This window comes from Oculatella sp. FACHB-28 (assembly GCF_014696015.1).
Lineage (GTDB): Bacteria > Cyanobacteriota > Cyanobacteriia > Elainellales > Elainellaceae > JAAUTN01.
Window position 1 is genome coordinate 154,966 of record NZ_JACJPJ010000045.1, and the last position, 17,187, is coordinate 172,152.

Consider the following 17,187-nt stretch of genomic DNA (forward strand, 5'->3'; position numbering starts at 1 on the left):
GTTATTAGAGTTCGGGGTTGCTCCACTGCGAGTCACACAAAACCCTCTGCTGCTCGTTGCAATACGCTTACTGGTCTCGACTATTTTAACTGGGTTCAGCAGTTTGCTTAGAAACGGTAGGACGCATATCCTAAACAAAAATTTTTAAGCTCTAAACCCTACCCTTAGAACACGATTTCAAAACACTCAGTTCGGGTCAGGCGAATTTGCGCCAGGGTGAAAACAACTGGAATCACACGACCGTAGTTAGTGGCGATCGTCCGCCAGCCCAAGTCAGCAAAAAACCAGGCCCACATGGCTGGTCCCAAGAGTGCAAAAATGCTGCGAACAGTTCCGTATCGGGCGGCACTTAAAGCCATGCCTCGATAGGCCGTCTGAAGTGCAGCCTGACTTTGAATTTGAGCAGCTACCGTTGCACCGCCCTTGACGATTGCCTGCTTTGCCACATGATAGGTTGCAGCATGAAGTGCGAACTGACGAGCGACATGCTGGAGTAGCCAGGGACGAATCACTGAACTAACAGCAAGTGCTCCACCACCTTTTAGCAACAGACCCAGCGGGTCTTGCTGCATCGGAGCCGGAAGTTGTTTGGCAAGCTGCGATTGAGAGAGCGATCGCTGAATCTTCCCACTCAGAACCCTTTGCTCAGCAGCAGGCAGTTTTTTCCAAGCTCGGTTGAGCAGGTCTAGAAACAGTTCTGCCTCCAAATCCATCGTGGAAAAGTTTTCCCCATAAGGAATTTTGAGGTAGCGGCAGACTTGAATGAGCACCTGTCGATAGTTAACTTGATTGGTCTGACCTCGCAAAACAGTCATGCCATCGGCAGCTAGAAAGCGGAATCTGTCTTCTAATGCATCCAACCAAATCTGGCGATCGCAGCTTTGCACATCTAGCGGATCAGGTGTGTAAACGTAATCGAGTGGATTAAACTTGCGGCGAAACAGAATTTCAGTTAAGACTTGCAGTTCTTCTTCTGTTGCCAACTCTAACCCTGCTCTCAGTTCATCCACCTTAAATTCCTCCCCTTTGTGCGAAGCCTAGATGTTTGGAAGATTCTTTGCGGCTTACAACTTCTACGTCCTATTGCGAACCTAACTATTGCAAGCCTAATTGTTTGCCAGCCTAATTGTAAGTAAAGCGTCAGTAGAGCTTTTCCTGCTCAAATTCTTCCCGCAATTTTCCTGCTTGTCCCATATTCTACTGAATTGCAGGCATAACAGGATTGCTCATGGTTGACATAGCGGTAATTGGGGCAGGACTGGCAGGGTTAATTTGCGCCCGACAGCTCCAGCAAGTGGGATATCAGGTTGTCGTCATCGAAAAATCGCGTGGCTTGGGTGGACGGGTTGCAACACGACGATTGCAGGACACCTGTGCTGATCACGGAGTCCGGTATTTAGAAGACCAGGGTGAACTGTCGCAGCAGTTGATCCAGATTTTGAGCGATCGCCAAATTCTACATCCCTGGCTCAAAACCCCTTATCAGTTAGAAGCTGAGACTTTACATCCGACATCCCCTTCCTTGCGATATGCAGCATCGGCGGGGATCACGTCTGTAGCCAAGTTTTTGGCGACAGATTTAGAAATTTGGCGAGGGCAACGGGTCATAGCGATCGCTCCTGCTACTGATCAGTGGGAACTTCAGCTAGAACCGACGGCGGGTGAATCGATCCCTAACTTTCGAGCCAAAGCCCTGGTTGTGGCGATCCCTGCACCACAGGCGTTGGCGTTGATCGAACCCCTGAGTTCAGTAGTACCTACTAATTTCTTAAAGAAGCTGCGTTCGGTTGAGTTTGAGCCTTGCTTGAGTGCGATCGCCACCTACCCTACCGGTCATCAGCAAGACCTTGCAAACCTTGCAGAAGCAATTACTTTCCCTAAAGATTCAGACTTAACCTGGCTGAGCATAGAGAGCAGCAAACGCCCTGGCGATCGCCAACCCGTCATAGTCGCGCAGAGCAGCCCTGAATTTGCTCAACGTTATCTAGACACCACGGACTTACAGCTAGCAGGACAGCATTTGCTGGAGCAAGCAGCAAAACTGGGATTGCCCTGGCTGAATACGCCGGAAACCTTGCAGGTGCATCGGTGGCGCTATGCTTTTGCCAGTCAGCCTTTAGCTGACCAATATTTGGAAACCAATGCACCGTTACCCCTCGTGTGTAGTGGTGATTGGTGTGGCGGCAGGCAAACTGAAAATGCCCTCCGTTCGGGTAGGGAGGCAGCGATCACCATCAACCAGCAGCTAGAGCAGCGATCCATGCCGCCCATCAATCTGCTTCTATAGGGCGTTGCTGCTTAGGATATAAGCCGTAGTGTAGGGGCAGTTCGCGAACTGCCCCTACAGGGATTAGTGGTTTATACAAGTGGAGACTGCTTAAGCAAAGAGGAGAAGGTACCTACCCCGCTTCATGCAGTACTAAACAAAGCAAAAGCCTGAATTTTTGGCGAAAGTTGAACTTTCGCCAAAAATTCAGGCTTTTGTTAAGAAGAGGTTTGAAAAGTTTAGTTTGTTGCCCAAAAAGAGTAAGGACGTTGCACTTGGGCAAACTGCTGCACTCTAATCCAGGGGCTATCTGCTAAAAACTTTGCTACAGCGTTAGAGACTATCCGCAGCCCCTTCACTGTTGTCTCTGCTGGAATCTTGCTCAGACTCATCTGAATCTTGAGCCATGTTGCCACCACCATACCGTCTTCTACCAAACCGACCCGTGTTGGTACGCTTACGGAATTTGCGAGCGTATGCCTGATTACGAAGCGCTTTTTCTTTCTTTTGGTTACGGCGCTTAGCCATTCTTGACCTCTTTAGAGCAATGAACAAATAGTAAAACCATTAGCTGAACCTCCCGAAGTAGGGAACTCACACAAGATTATCAGCCATACCAACCGGTGGCTGATTTCGAGAAAGTGATCAACTATTTGAGGAATTTCACCCCAAACGGTTTGCAAGAAGTTAACTCTAACACAATCTCAGGACACTAATAATTTTGCTTGAGCGTTTAGGGCTGAAGCTTAGCAGCATCGGCTAACACCTGGGCAAATTGCAATGCCTCTTCTGGTGTAGAAATTTTGCCTTCCGCTTGAGCAATTTGAAGTGCTTCTAGAAGTTGACCAATTTGCGGCCCAGGAGGCAATTTCAACTTGGACATCAAGTCGCGACCCGTGAGCAGTGGAGTGGGATGGGCAACGGGATCACGGGGATCAAGAAATCGCTCAATCAAAGGAGCGATCGCCTCGATTGAGATATCCATTGCAACAGCTAACACCACCAGCGCCGGAAAGATTGCTCCAACTTGCTGAAAGAAAAAATACTGTTCTCGCAAAGATGTCGTGGGCAAAACCAGAGATGGCATCTGGGGCAAAAATTTAAGTGCCATCAAAACTGCCTGGACTTCCGTGCGGCTGTATTTTAAGCGCCACAGTTCTGACTCAGCAGTTTCTAGCGTCCCAATTAGGCGAGTCAGCTTTGCCACCTTGAGCCAACTCCGTCCTGCGCCAGAAAATTTTTGCTGGTCGCGAACCCAACCCAATAGCTCTAAACCTAGAGGCGGACAGGCATTGCTGAGGGCGATCGCCGCCTGATCAATTTTCTCAATTTGCGTTAACCCTTTTACAGTCGCATGAGGCAGCCAATATTGCAGTAAACCGTCCTGCCACGCCATCTTCAAAAACGGCGTCCCCTTAGGTGTGCTTAACAGATAGCTCAGTTCTGCCTGGACTCTTTCTGCGGCAATTTCCTCTAGCAATCCTGCTAGCTTTTGAATCGTCGTTTGGGTTTCTGGCTCTAGCGTAAAATCAAGTTGAGCCGCCTGACGGTAAGCCCGCAGCAGTCTCAGTGGATCTTCCTTTAAATTTTCGGGAGCGATCATGCGAATGAGTCGCTGCTGCAAGTCACCGTAGCCTTGCAGCGGGTCAAGCAGTTCCTCGGTGTGCGGATGGTAGGCGATCGCATTTACTGTAAAGTCGCGCCGTTGCAGGTCAGTTTCTAAGCTGTGACCGACCTGCTGAGCAAAGTCGACCGTCGCCATGTCAAATACGACCCGCGCAATTTGGCGTTCTGCATCAAGCAAGACAAACCCAGCCTTATAGTGGTTGGCGATCGCCCGTGCCGTTTCGACTGCCCTTTCTGGCAGTACAAAATCTAAATCTAAATACTCGGCGTTTCGTCCGAGCAGGGCATCTCGAACATTTCCCCCCACTAAATAGGTTGCCCTGGGTAACCACTCCCGCCCAAAGGGCCAGGTCTGGGGAAACAAAACCGACGCAGCAGCAGGACATTCCTGCGGTGGGTCACAATCTAAGTGCAAATTTGTACAGTTCAACAGCCTAATCCAGGCAAAAAAATAACTTGGGCGCTTGTCTTTCATTTTGCAACATCACTCGATGGTCGGTGATGGGTTTGGCAAAACTTGAGCTAGAGTAGCAGAAAAGAGGCTAGACATCGCTATAGTCTTTTGCAAAAGGTATTTGTTTAATGCTGACTGGCTTCGCTAGCCAACATCAAATATCGCTTACTCGCGGATTGCACGGAGGAAACTAAGATGTGTATTTGCGTAAACTGCCACTACGTCGATCGCTGCACAACTTACCATGCGGTCGAAGGGCAGCATCAGCAACCCCATCTGACGGAATTTCCTACATTTGAGGCAACAGAACCCACCATCAACGTCAACATTCGCAATCACGGCGATGAGATTGAAATGGAATGGGATGTCGTAGGTTGCCTCAGTTTTAAGGAAGAAGCAGGCAAGTGGGCAAGGCTACGCCCAGGCGAACTAGTGCCAACTTGAGCAGGAGCGATCCGCCAAGGCAGGCTTACCATAGAACTACTGCCTGTCTATAAAGCGTATGAGCCATTGCCTTAACTCAGTTTGTCAGCAGCCTAAAAATCCTGATAGTGCTAATTTCTGTCAAACTTGTGGGTCGAGGTTGCGACTAGCAGAACGCTATCGGGCGATTCGGCTAATTGGACAGGGTGGCTTTGGTAGAACGTTTCTGGCTATTGATGAGTCAGTTCCAAATCAGCCTTGCTGTGTGATTAAGCAGTTTTTACCAACTAACGCAGGTAGGAATTTGCAGAAAGCGGCAGAGCTTTTTCGTCAGGAAGCAGAGCGACTGGCAGAATTAGGGCGACACCCTCAAATTCCCAGGCTATTGGCGCATTTCGAGCAATCAGACGGCCAATACCTGGTGCAAGAATTCATTGACGGGCAAAATCTGGCTGAAGTGCTGGCAGAGGAAGGTCCATTTAGCGAAACCGAAATTCGCGAACTGCTAGATGATTTGCTGCCCGTCCTGCGCTTTATTCACAGCTACCAGGTGATTCACCGCGACATTAAGCCTGAGAATATCATTCGTCCTAAAACGGGCGATCGCCTTGCCTTGGTAGATTTCGGAGCTTCAAAGTACGCGACCGGGACCGCTCTGAGCCGAACTGGAACCGTGATCGGCAGTGCAGGCTTTGTTGCGCCAGAGCAGGCGATCGGTAGGGCAGAATTTGCCAGCGATCTTTATAGTTTGGGGGTTACCTGTGTGCATTTGCTGACAGCAATGCATCCTTTCGACCTGTATTCGGTCAGTGAAGATGACTGGATCTGGCATCAGTATTTGGTAGAGCCTGTCAGTGCGGAGTTGGAGCGGGTTTTAGATAAATTGTTGCAGCGGGCAACCAGTCAGCGCTATCAGACCTCTACAGAAGTGTTGCAAGATTTAAGCGCAAAGCTAGGTGCTGTGAAGATGGGTCGCTCAATAGCTGCCGTGAAGCAAGTTCCAAATCAGGCTCCAAATAAAGTAACTGAATCGTCCTTAGCCTGGGCACGTCCTCCGCTATCAATTGAGCTAGGGCAAGAATTGGGTGAACCTGGCAGGCAACCTCGCAGCAGACAATCTACTCAAAATAGTCAAACGACCAATCGCCAGTTTGCTAACTGGCAATGCGTGCAAACGCTGTTAGGGTTTCCGGGGGGCGTGACGGCGATCGCCATCAGTTCCGATGGGCAGACCCTTGCTAGCAGCAGCACTGACAAAACAATTCGGCTGTGGAATTTGTTCACTGGAGAGTTAGAGCAAACCCTGGGGCGATCGCTCTGGTTTCGCACCGGACACACCGACCGCATCAACAGCCTAGTTTTCAGCCTTGATGGACAAACCCTGATCAGCGGCAGCGACGACAGCAGCCTAATTTTGTGGAATTTGCGTGATAGACGAGCTAGCGTTACTCTCGACAGCCCAAGCTGGATTGTGGGAGCGATCACCCTTACACCAGACGGACAGTTTCTCGCCAGCGGCAGCGGAGATGGCAAAATTCATCTATGGCACCTGCCCGACCAGGAACTCATTGCCACGCTAGACAAACATCGCGATCGCATCACTTCCCTTGTGATCAGTCCCGATGGGCAAACCCTTGTCAGCAGCAGCTACGACAAAACAATTCGCCTGTGGGATTTGCAGCACGATCAGCTCAACAATACCCTACTCGCACACAGCGATCGGGTGAATGCGATCGCTATTTGTTCGGGTTGGCGCACGATGGTCAGCGGCAGCAGCGATCGCAATATCAAAATTTGGGACTTAAATCCAGAAGAACCCTTTCGCACCCTTGCAGCCCACACTGACTCGGTCAACTGCCTCACCTTTCATCCCAATGGACAGCTTTTTGCCAGTGGCAGTGAAGACCGCACAATTCACCTGTGGGACGCAGAAACGGGCGATCGCCTTTCCACTCTCCGCCACGCTTGGGGAGTTAACGCCCTTGCCTTTAGCCCAGATGGAGAATTCTTGGTCAGCGGCAGTTCGGATGAGACGATTAAGATTTGGAGGCAGGCTGAATGATCGACCCGTCCTACTGCCAACTCATGTCCCAATATAACCACTGGATGAATCAGAAGCTCTACGCGATTTGCGCGGAGATTCCTGATGAGGAGCGGAAGCAGGATCGGGGTGCTTTCTTCAAGTCAATTCACGGTACGTTAAATCATTTGCTGGATGGCGATCGCACCTGGATGGAGCGATTTACCGGAAAACCCTTTTCATCCCGAAGGATTGGAGGGGAACTGTATTCTGATTTTGAGCAACTCCGCCAGGAACGCGAGCAGGTTGACCAGGAAATTTTGGCATGGGCTAAAACACTTTCAGCCGAATGGCTTGCCCAACCCTTTGAATACACCAGCAACGTAGACGGCAGAACCCGAACTTTGCCGACCTGGACCCTGGTAACGCACCTGTTCAACCATCAAACGCACCATCGCGGTCAACTCACAACTTTGCTCTCTCAAATAGGGCACGATCCGGACGTAACGGATTTACCCTGGTTGCCTGAACTAAGTTTGCAGTGAGCGACAACAATTATCATTTTTGATTAACAAAAAGGTTTGAGCTATGGGCAACTCCTCCATCGAAGCCGTTCCCGTAACTGTGTTGACAGGATACCTGGGAGCAGGAAAAACAACGCTGCTAAACCGCATTCTGACTCACGAACACGGCAAAAAAGTGGCAGTAATCGTGAATGAGTTTGGCGAAGTGGGCATTGATAACCAGTTAGTAATCGATGCCGATGAAGAAATCTTTGAGATGAACAACGGCTGCATCTGCTGCACGGTGAGAGGCGATCTGATTCGCATCATCGGCAATTTAATGCGGCGACGCGACAAGTTTGATCATCTGGTGATTGAAACGACTGGATTAGCTGATCCCGCTCCCGTGATTCAAACCTTTTTCGTAGACGAAGATGTCAATTCTCAAATGCAGTTAGATGCTGTTGTGACGGTAGTTGACACTAAGCACATTTGGGAGCATTGGGACAGCAGCGAAGCACAAGAGCAAATTGCCTTTGCCGATGTGATTTTGCTCAACAAAACTGATCTGGTTGAGCCAGCCCAACTGCAGGAGTTGGAGCAGCGAATTCGGGGAATGAATGCGATCGCCAAAATCTATCACACCCAAAACTGCTCGGTTGAAATGGATTCCGTCTTAGGTGTAGGTGCATTTGACCTTCAGCGGGCACTAGAAATTGATCCGCAGTTTCTCAATGAAGATGCCCACGAGCACGACGAAACGATTACTTCGATCGCGCTGGTTGAGTCGGGTGCAATTAACGGCGAAAAGCTGCAAGCCTGGATCAGCCAATTGCTGCAAACCCAGGGTCCTGATATTTTTCGGATGAAGGGAATTTTGAATCTGGCGGGTTCTGACCAGCGGTTTGTATTTCAAGGCGTACACATGATTTTTGACGGCAGACCCGATCGCCTCTGGAAGCCCGATGAACTTCGCAAGAATGAACTAGTTTTCATCGGTCGCAACCTGGACGAAACCAAACTGAGAGAGGATTTCCGGGCGTGTCTAATGTAGGTGCAGCTAATCGTCAGCTTGTAGAACCGTTCTGGCAAGGCAATCTAAATGACTACGTGACAGCGATCGCCTGGTCGCCCAACGGTCAAATTCTTGCCGCTAGTTCTGCTGCTGGAGAGGTTGTAATCGTAGATATTGAGACGCGATCGCTCCGGTCTATACAAACGGGCAATGGGCGATCGCTCAACTGCCTGGGTTTCTCTTCAGACGGTCGATTTTTAGCAACAGGCGGGCAAGAGGGATGGGTCAAAATCTGGCAGATTGAAGCTGGAGATTTCACATTAATCACGACGATTGAAAACCCCCCGGTTTGGATCGATCACCTCGCCTGGAATCCTAAACACAACGAGCTAGCGTTCAGTCTAGGACGCGATGTCCAAATTTGGGATGTGGAAGCTGGCAAAGTTACGGCTACCTTAAACTTTGAGGCATCGTCTGTTTTGGATCTAGTGTGGCATCCCCAGGGTGAATTTTTGGCAGCGGCAGGACATCGAGCTGTCAAGACCTGGAACCGTGAAGCTTGGCACAGCGACCCAACTACCTGGGAACTGATAGCCGCAAGCGTGGCGATCGCTTGGTCGCCTAACGGAGAATATCTAGCATCCGGCAACATGGATCGAACATTGCTGGTCTGGCAATGGGGCAATCCCTATCCCTGGCAGATGCAGGGCTTTCCGGGTAAAGTGCGGCAGCTTGCCTGGTCAGACCTGTTAACTAAAACAGGTGCACCACTGTTGGTGACCAGCAGTCAAGAAGGACTAATCGTCTGGGCAAAACATCCCGATGAGTCAGTTGGCTGGGGCGCAAATGTACTGAATTTGCATGAGGGAACGGTGCAGGCGATCGCCTTTCAACCGGGCACCGCACTACTGACATCTGCTGCTAACGACGGTTGGATCGGGTTATGGCAACAAGCCTCAAAAGTTGTCCAAATCCTAGAAGGAGCACCTCAGGGATTCTCTTGTCTGGCATGGCAACCCAGCGGTCAAAAACTAGCCGCCGGAGGACAAAACGGCGAACTGCTGATCTGGTCGTAACTTGGCTAAGCAGAAGGATTTGGTTAGTTCACTACCTCTAGTCCAAGGTGCTAGTTTAAGGGCAGAGCATTGTATAAGAGCTATTACTATGTCTTCCACAGCAGTCACTACAGTTGTCAAAATGCTGGAGTCGTTGCCGACTCAACTACAAGAGCAAGTTGCAGAGCATCTACGAGAGTACATCGACGACCTACAAGATGAAATCGCATGGAACGAGATATTCCAGAGAACACAGCCAAAACTTGTTGCTGCGGCGCAGCAAGCTAAACGAGCGATCGCTGAGGGACAAGCAGTCCCTATGAACTACGACAAGCTATGAAGTCCGCAGTTCTACCCTCATTTTGGAGTGGATACCAGCAACTAGGTTATGAAACAAGACAAAGTGCAAGGAAAGCGTATCGATTGTGGGCAGAAAATCCCTTTCACCCGTCCTTGCATTTCAAATGCATTAACGCCGAAGAAGGGATTTGGTCTGTCAGAGTGACGCGGAGCTATCGGGCACTTGGAATCTTAGAAGGTGACACCGTGACTTGGTTCTGGATCGGTAGCCATGACAACTATGAGCGTTTCTTCTCGTAGCTTCCGCTGGCTCAACCCCTTAACCTGTCCAGTTCCTGGCTAACAGACTTTCTGTCCTTATCTTGTCTCTAGTTCACCGCTTCTAGCTCAAAGTAGAAGTCCGTCTGATTGCTTTCAGCAGCCGAGAGTGCCTCGATCACCTCCGCCGGATCGCGGCGAAACTGACGCTGAACGACTGTCCAGCATGCATCGCGACCATCGGTTGTGACGGGAGCCAGGTTTCGCAATTGTCGCAGAGAGTTCATGCAGGCGGGGCAGTCACAACCGAACAGAGCAACGGCTGCATCGCTTTCTGCCTCGCTAAATGCCAGCATGGGATATTCAGCATTTGGATTCTCGTAAACTCTGGAGTCGTCGCTAACTGAGGCATTAGTAAACGTTGGAGCGATTGGAGCCGCAGCCTGAACCGAATCGCCAGTTTGCGCTGGACCAACAACCGGAATATTGACACGAGCCGCAAGGCTAGCAACGTGTTGCGCTGGAGCTACCCGTGTGCAGCTAAACTGATTAGGCTGCAGTTGGGAGGGGCGGCACGTCACAGGCTCAACCGACTCAGCAGCAACAGGTACACCTGCATGAGCCGAATTCGTTACTACTAGCAAAGACAGCATCGCCCCAGTCAAACTGGGAAGGGATACTAGACTGAGGGCAATCTTACTTTTCATAACTCAATCTTTGAAAAGGGTCGTTTAACTGTAAATCTTGCGGCAGCCGCTACACGACAGATTTCAAGAAATCTGTACGTGTTATTCAGATGCTAAATATTTTAGAGTCTATGCTCAGATTACTCTAGCAGGCAAAACCTGCCGGTTCAGGAAAAATGCAATGCAATTTCTATTTTGGGCAAGAAATTACCCTGAACTTCGCCTAGCGAATGGCGTACAGCCGTAAAATTATTGTTAGAGTTTTCAAACGGTCTTCGCAGTTTTGCGGGAAGAAAACACTGAGGAATGGGAGCAGTCTTTACAACTCTTAAAGTACTTTAACTATTCCTCAGATAGGGCAGGCAGGGTGTTGCATCTATAGAATTTGTTTGCCTCCTCGATCCGTTAGGGCGAGGCTGTTTTTTTGCGTCTGGCGGTGCGAAGCAGTTCCCCTTTTGAGGTAATCGCTCTTCTTTCCTAAAACTCACAACTCCTATTCCTTTCCAATTAAGGCAAACTTGAGATCGCCATAATTTAAGAAGCGATTCAGGCTATTCATACAGCTAATCGATTAGAGTTCATTTACGGCAACTGCACAGGAGGTTTCTACCTAACATGAATCGAGCAATTTCCTTAGAGAAAACATTTCCTCCCGCAGCAGAAAAGCAGCCTTATGTGCATGATCTGCATGGGGATCAACGGCATGACGATTATTTTTGGATGCGCGATCGCCAAGATCCCAAAGTAATTGCTTACCTAGAAGCAGAAAATGCCTACACCCAATCCGTGATGCAGCACACGGAAGAACTGCAAACCATGCTGTACCAGGAAATGCTGGCTCGAATTCAAGAAACCGACCTATCAGTGCCTTATCGCAAAGGCGATTTCTACTACTATTCGCGCACTGAAGAAGGCAAAGCTTACTCGATTTACTGCCGCAAACGAGGTAGCCTCGACGCACCCGAAGAAGTGCTGCTTGACCAAAACCAACTTGCCGCAGAGCATGAGTTTTTTCAGCTTGGTTTATTGCAGGTTAGCCCTGACCATCAGCTACTAGCCTATTCCGTCGATACCAGTGGGTCAGAACGCTACACGCTATTTTTCATGGATCTGGAAACTCGCCAGTTGTTCCCAGAAGGCATTACCGAAACTTCGCCTGCTTTTGCCTGGGCGAATGACAGCAAGACCGTATTTTATACGCAAGTAGACGCGACCAATCGTCCGTTTAAGCTGTTTCGACATGAGGTGGGCAACAACACGGCGGAGGATGCGCTGATCCACCACGAAGCCGACGATTCGTACTTTCTGGGGGTCGGTAAGACCCGCAGCGAAGCTTACATTTTGCTGCATCTGGAGAGCAAAATCACTTCAGAAGTGCATTACCTGGAAGCTAACAATCCGACGGATGAGTTTCGGTTGATTCATCCGCGATCGCCCGGCATGGAGTACGGCATTGAACATCACAACGACTCTTTTTACATTGTCACTAACGACAATGCGATCAACTTCAAGCTGATGAAAGCTCCGGTAGATGCACCCGCGAAGGAAAATTGGCAGACGGTGATTCCCCATCGCGAAGACGTGATGATATCTGGTGTGAGTGCCTTTGCGGATCATCTGGTGATTTATGAGCAAGCGGCAGGCTTACCGACAATTCGCGTTCGTCAGCTTTCCACGGGTGATGAACATGATATTGAATTCCCAGAGCCGACCTACGACGTTTCCCCTGGCGGCAACCCAGAATTTAACACGACAATTCTGCGATTTAGCTACACCTCTCTGGTGACTCCTAATTCGGTCTATGACTACAACATGGAAACACGAGAACGGGAGCTAAAGAAGGAAACTCCCGTTTTGGGTGGCTATGACAAAACTCAGTATGTGAGCGAACGCATCACTGCAACTGCTGCGGATGGCACTCAAGTTCCAATCTCGATTGTTTGCAAAAAAGGGATTGAGAAGAATGGCGCAAACCCATTCCTGCTGACGGGCTACGGCTCCTATGGCTTTAGCTACCCGGTGTCGTTTTCGTCTAGCCGACTATCGCTGTTGAATCGGGGCGTGGTGATGGCGATCGCCCACATTCGCGGCGGTGCTGAAATGGGACGCAAGTGGTACGAAGACGGCAAGTTTCTGAAAAAGAAGAATACTTTCACTGACTTCATTGCCTGTGCCGAACACGTGATTGCAGAAGGCTGGACATCGAGCGATCGCCTCGCTATCTCCGGCGGCAGTGCGGGCGGTTTACTAATGGGGTCCGTAATTAACGCTCGCCCTGAACTGTTTAATATCGTGGTGGCTCACGTTCCTTTTGTGGATGTGGTTACCACTATTTTGGATACATCGCTGCCGCTCTCGGCGTTGGAATGGGAAGAGTGGGGCAACCCCAACGACAAAGCCTACTACGACTACATGAAATCCTATTCGCCTTATGACAACGTCGAGGCAAAGGACTATCCGCATTTGCTAATTACTGCTGGCTTAAATGACTCCCGCGTGCAGTACTGGGAACCCGCTAAGTGGACGGCAAAGTTGCGATCGCTCAAAACCGACAAAAATATCCTGCTGCTCAAGACGAACATGGGGGCAGGTCATGGTGGTGCATCCGGACGCTACGAGCGACTCAAGGAAATTGCTTTTGAGTATGCGTTTTTGTTGGATCGATGGGGGATGGTTTAGAAGAAAGGAGCTGATCAAGGTTGATTTTTTGCGTACTCAGTACGCAAAAAATCAACCTTGATCAGCTCCTCATATCCCAGCAATATCTTTGTCATTTTAGCTACAACTGATTCTGGTAATCTATGATGTTGAATCAACTTGATCTAAGTTGCAGCGGGTTAGATTAGGGTCGGTGAAATGAAAAGCGCCCTGGAGTAAAAAGTTAAATGATTGAAGTTGAGCATTTGAGTAAGGTCTATGGCTCGACCCCGGCGATCCAGGATGTCACGTTTGCGGTAGAGCCAGGGGAAATTTTGGGATTTCTTGGCCCCAACGGAGCCGGAAAGACCACGACCATGCGAATTTTGACCGGATATTTGCCTGCAACGGGTGGTACAGCTAAGGTTGCCGGGTTTGATGTGCATGAAGACTCGATGGCAGTCCGCAAGCGAATTGGCTATTTGCCAGAAACGCCACCGCTTTACCCCGACATGACCGTTGAGGGCTTTTTGTATTTTGTGGCGCGGCTGAAAGGCGTAGCGGCTGGCGATCGCTCCAACCAAGTCCAGTCTGCCCTATCTCGCTGCAACCTCCAGGAAAAGCGCAACGTCTTAATTCGCAAACTGTCCAAGGGCTTTCGGCAACGGGTAGGAATTGCTCAGGCGATCGTTCACGATCCACCCGCCATCATTTTGGATGAACCGACCGTCGGGCTTGACCCCCGCCAAATTATTGATGTTCGCAATCTGATCAAAAGCCTGGCAGGAGATCACACGATTATCCTCTCGACCCACATTTTGCCAGAGGTCAGCATGACCTGTAGCCGCGTCGCCATCATTAATAAGGGGCGCGTCGTTGCGACCAATACCCCTGACCAACTGGTTGCACAACTCAGGGGTGGTGCAGGCTATGAGCTAGAGGTCGAAGGTAATTTTGAGGCAGTGCAGCAGCGGTTGCAGACCTTACCCGGCGTGCAGGCTGTAGAAGCGATCGCCGCCGAAATGCTGCCCGAAAATCATTACAAAATTCGTATCACTTCCACACCCGAAGCCGATCCGGGGCGAGATGTTGCAGCGGCGATCGTTGGGACTGGGCTGGGACTCTATGAAATGAAACGGGTTCAGGTCAGCCTGGAAGATGTGTTCCTGGAACTCACTACTGAAGAGAAAACACCAGACGCAAGCTTGCCAGAACCAGAACTCACAGAATCAGACCCATCAGAGGTGACAGGCTCCTCACAGCCATCAGGAAATTCATCAGAAGGAGAAGCAGCTTAGATGCGTGTCATCTTAGGAAACGTTTTGGCGATCTACCGTAAAGAGCTGCAAAGCTATTTTGCTTCCCCCTTTGCCTACATCATCGCAGGGGTGTTTTGGCTGCTCAGCGGTATATTTTTTGCGATATTAATGCTTAGCCCTCAGGGGTTAATCGCTCAAATTGCCCTTCGCGATCAGATGGGTGTAACCGAACCAGTCGATGTTGCCTATGAATTCCTCAATGCTTATTTAGGAGTACTAGGTTCACTCTCCCTGTTTTTGCTGCCAATGCTCTCGATGGGGCTGTATGCCGAAGAACGCAAGCGCGGCACCCTGGAATTGCTTGCTACTTCCCCGATCACAAACTGGGCCGTGGCACTGGGTAAACTGCTGGGCGTGCTGACTTTCTTTATCACAATGGTGCTGCCGCTGCTGGTCTACGAGTCGATCGCCCTTAGCGCTGCCGACCCGCCCGTTCAGCCTACCGTCATGCTGTTGGGTCACGCAGGTTTGATTCTACTTGCAGCTGGAGTGTTATCCCTGGGCATGTTTGTCTCTTCGCTCACTGACAGCACCATTTTGGCTGCAATTCTCACTTTTACGCTGATCTTGTTTTTGTGGATTGTTGAGTCGATCGCCGGAAGCCTCAGCGGTTGGGCAGGAGAAGCCTTAGGACATCTTTCTCTCCTGAAACACTATACCGACCTGATTCAGGGCACTGTCAACACCAGTGGGTTGATTCTGTTTGCTAGCTATATTCTGCTAGGGATCTTTCTTACTGCTCAGTCGATTGAAACCTTCCGGTTCCAGCGCTCGTAGAAACTGTTTAGATAACAAATTGTCCTCGTAAGGGCGTAGCATTCGGCAGAAAGTCTCTGGAGAGCCACAAGTCACCGCCCGAATGCTACGCCCCTACCCCTAGCTGGACAATCTAATCCAATCTGGATTCTCCTAATCCTCAATTCCTAACTCCTAATCCCCTTCATTCCCATGAAAACTGCCATTAAATGGAAATACATTAAATATCTGTTTTGGCTAGGTCCAATACTGATCATCATGGGGCTTTCAGCCGGAGTGGTTGCTGGAAGTTGGGGTCCTTTACCTCTAGCTTTGATTATGGCTGGAGTTATCATTTCAGGGATTTGGCTGTTTTCTGAACCCACTGTCCTGAAAGGATTTTTGGATCGTCGTTCGACTCAAGCTGGCACCAACGCCCTAGCTGCAACCCTGGCGGTTTTGGTGATCTTGGGACTGATTAACTTCCTGGGTGTGCGCTACTCCAAGCAGGTTGACCTGACGGAAAATCAGCTATTTACGCTCTCACCTCAAACCCAGGAAGTTTTGCAAAACCTGGAACAGCCCGTCAAAGTGTGGGTGTTTGCCATTACGCCAAACCCAAACGATCGCAGACTGCTCGAAAACTATCAGCGGCAGAGCAATCAGTTTAGCTTTGAGTATGTTGACCCTCAAGCACGACCGGGACTAGCACGAGATTTCGGGGTACAGCAGGCGGGTGAGGTCTATCTGGAAAGAGGCGAAAACCGGACATTCCTTCAGCAGATTGCTCAAGAGCCACTGTCAGAACGCAGAATTACCAATGCAGTTGGGCAAATCGCCAGCGATCGCCAACCCAAGGTTTATTTCCTTCAGGGACATGGAGAGCGCGCACTGGAGCCGGGGCAGGGTAGCTTCTCTCAAGCTTTGGGCAGTCTGGGGGATGAAAACTTTGTTGCCGAACCGCTGAACCTAGCTGAAAATCCAGACATTCCTGAAGACACAACCGTTTTAGTATTGGCTGGACCCCAGCGAGCACTGCTACCACCAGAAGTCACCGCCCTGCGAAACTATCTTCAGCGCAAAAGCGGACTGCTGTTAATGCTCGACCCCGACACCGATCCGGGTTTAGGGGCACTGCTGCAAGACTGGGGCATCAGCCTGGACGATCGCCTGATTATTGACCCCAACGGACAGACAGCCGGAGTTAACGCAGCAGTCACCATCGTCACACAATACGGTGTTCACCCAATTACAGAAGAGTTTGGCGATGGCATTTCCTTCTATCCGTTGGCTCGACCGATTGGCGTAACTGAAACCCCAGAAGTAGAAGCCTCACCGCTGCTGCTGACGGGCGATCGCGTCCAGGCAAAGCCTATTCCTGAAAGTGGTGAGCTAAACTTTGACCCCAATCTTCCGCCGCAAGGTTCACTGACGTTGGGTGTGGCGCTGAGCCGTCCTGTACCCGACGAAGCACCACAAGCAGAAGCGAGCCCCAGCCCTGCGCCATCTCCCTCACCTGAAGCATCAGCGTCTCCTACACCATCCCCTTCCCCTGAAGCGTCAGCATCTCTAGACGCAGATGAAGCCACTGAAGCGGAGGACGATGAAACCGCATCGGAAACCAGACTAGTTGTGATTGGCAACTCTAGCTTTGCGACAGACGGACTGTTTGAGCAGCAGCTCAATGGCGATGTGTTTCTCAACTCGGTAAACTGGCTGAGCCAGCAAGATACTCAGGTGCTTTCCATTCGTCCCAAAGAGGCAACCAATCGCCGCATCATCATGACACCTCGACAGCAGATCACCTCAGCCCTGACCGCACTGGTGATTTTGCCTGTGTTGGGCTTTGGGGCAGCAATTTTAGTTTGGCTACGGCGGCGATAAGGAGTT

General features: G+C 50.2%; 16 protein-coding genes. 12 read left to right on the forward strand and 4 right to left on the reverse strand.

Features of this window, described 5'->3' with window-relative positions; translation table 11 throughout:
• Positions 1-164: 164 nt before the first annotated feature.
• Positions 165-1,010, reverse strand: a complete 846-nt coding sequence (locus H6F88_RS07800) for a hypothetical protein (protein ID WP_190642174.1) — start codon at positions 1,008-1,010, stop codon at positions 165-167.
• Between the two features lie 218 nt (positions 1,011-1,228).
• Here H6F88_RS07800 and H6F88_RS07805 point away from each other — a divergent pair, with 218 nt between their 5' ends.
• Positions 1,229-2,287 (forward strand): FAD-dependent oxidoreductase, encoded by a 1,059-nt coding sequence (locus H6F88_RS07805; protein WP_190642175.1) that lies wholly within the window; start codon positions 1,229-1,231, stop codon positions 2,285-2,287.
• A 312-nt stretch (positions 2,288-2,599) separates the two neighbouring features.
• On the opposite strand, the gene H6F88_RS07810 is transcribed toward H6F88_RS07805, so the two are convergent.
• Positions 2,600-2,794, reverse strand: coding sequence for a hypothetical protein (locus tag H6F88_RS07810; protein WP_190642176.1), 195 nt, complete (start codon positions 2,792-2,794; stop codon positions 2,600-2,602).
• Positions 2,795-2,999: 205 nt separating this feature from the next.
• Positions 3,000-4,367, reverse strand: a complete 1,368-nt coding sequence (locus H6F88_RS07815; protein WP_190642177.1) for a CCA tRNA nucleotidyltransferase — start codon at positions 4,365-4,367, stop codon at positions 3,000-3,002.
• A gap of 174 nt (positions 4,368-4,541) precedes the next feature.
• On the opposite strand from H6F88_RS07815, the gene H6F88_RS07820 reads away from it, so the two are divergent.
• The 7 genes from H6F88_RS07820 to H6F88_RS34335 all read left to right on the forward strand — a co-directional run bounded on the left by H6F88_RS07820 (position 4,542) and on the right by H6F88_RS34335 (position 9,962).
• Complete coding sequence (locus H6F88_RS07820) at positions 4,542-4,790, forward strand: Ycf34 family protein (RefSeq protein ID WP_190642178.1); 249 nt, start codon at positions 4,542-4,544, stop codon at positions 4,788-4,790.
• A 58-nt stretch (positions 4,791-4,848) separates the two neighbouring features.
• Positions 4,849-6,831, forward strand: a complete 1,983-nt coding sequence (locus H6F88_RS07825; RefSeq protein WP_190642179.1) for a WD40 repeat domain-containing serine/threonine-protein kinase — start codon at positions 4,849-4,851, stop codon at positions 6,829-6,831.
• On the forward strand, positions 6,828-7,334 hold the full coding sequence (locus tag H6F88_RS07830; RefSeq protein ID WP_190642180.1) for a DinB family protein: 507 nt from the start codon (positions 6,828-6,830) through the stop codon (positions 7,332-7,334). The genes H6F88_RS07825 and H6F88_RS07830 overlap by 4 nt, the downstream gene beginning before the upstream one ends.
• 43 nt (positions 7,335-7,377) lie before the next feature.
• Entirely contained in the window at positions 7,378-8,346 is a 969-nt protein-coding gene (locus tag H6F88_RS07835; RefSeq protein ID WP_190642181.1) for a GTP-binding protein, read from the forward strand.
• Complete coding sequence (locus H6F88_RS34330) at positions 8,334-9,383, forward strand: hypothetical protein (protein ID WP_190642182.1); 1,050 nt, start codon at positions 8,334-8,336, stop codon at positions 9,381-9,383. The genes H6F88_RS07835 and H6F88_RS34330 overlap by 13 nt, the downstream gene beginning before the upstream one ends.
• Positions 9,384-9,471: 88 nt before the next feature.
• Positions 9,472-9,702, forward strand: coding sequence for a hypothetical protein (locus H6F88_RS07845; RefSeq protein WP_190642183.1), 231 nt, complete (start codon positions 9,472-9,474; stop codon positions 9,700-9,702).
• The gene (locus H6F88_RS34335; protein ID WP_347277675.1) at positions 9,699-9,962 is read left to right on the forward strand and encodes a hypothetical protein; all 264 of its coding nucleotides are present in this window, start codon (positions 9,699-9,701) and stop codon (positions 9,960-9,962) included. Before H6F88_RS07845 ends, H6F88_RS34335 begins: the two co-directional genes overlap by 4 nt.
• 68 nt (positions 9,963-10,030) lie before the next feature.
• Here the strand turns inward: H6F88_RS34335 and H6F88_RS07850 are convergent, their stop codons facing one another.
• A complete protein-coding gene (locus H6F88_RS07850) occupies positions 10,031-10,627 on the reverse strand; it encodes a hypothetical protein (protein ID WP_190642184.1) in 597 nt (198 codons plus the stop codon).
• A 594-nt stretch (positions 10,628-11,221) separates the two neighbouring features.
• Between H6F88_RS07850 and H6F88_RS07855 the strand changes: the two genes are divergently transcribed.
• The 4 genes from H6F88_RS07855 (at position 11,222) to H6F88_RS07870 (ending at position 17,181) form a co-directional block, all read left to right on the forward strand.
• Positions 11,222-13,285, forward strand: a complete 2,064-nt coding sequence (locus tag H6F88_RS07855) for a S9 family peptidase (RefSeq protein WP_190642185.1) — start codon at positions 11,222-11,224, stop codon at positions 13,283-13,285.
• Between the two features lie 206 nt (positions 13,286-13,491).
• Entirely contained in the window at positions 13,492-14,541 is a 1,050-nt protein-coding gene (locus tag H6F88_RS07860; protein WP_190642186.1) for an ABC transporter ATP-binding protein, read from the forward strand.
• Positions 14,542-15,339, forward strand: coding sequence for an ABC transporter permease (locus H6F88_RS07865; protein ID WP_190642187.1), 798 nt, complete (start codon positions 14,542-14,544; stop codon positions 15,337-15,339).
• A gap of 171 nt (positions 15,340-15,510) precedes the next feature.
• Entirely contained in the window at positions 15,511-17,181 is a 1,671-nt protein-coding gene (locus H6F88_RS07870) for a Gldg family protein (RefSeq protein WP_190642188.1), read from the forward strand.
• Positions 17,182-17,187: the final 6 nt, after the last annotated feature.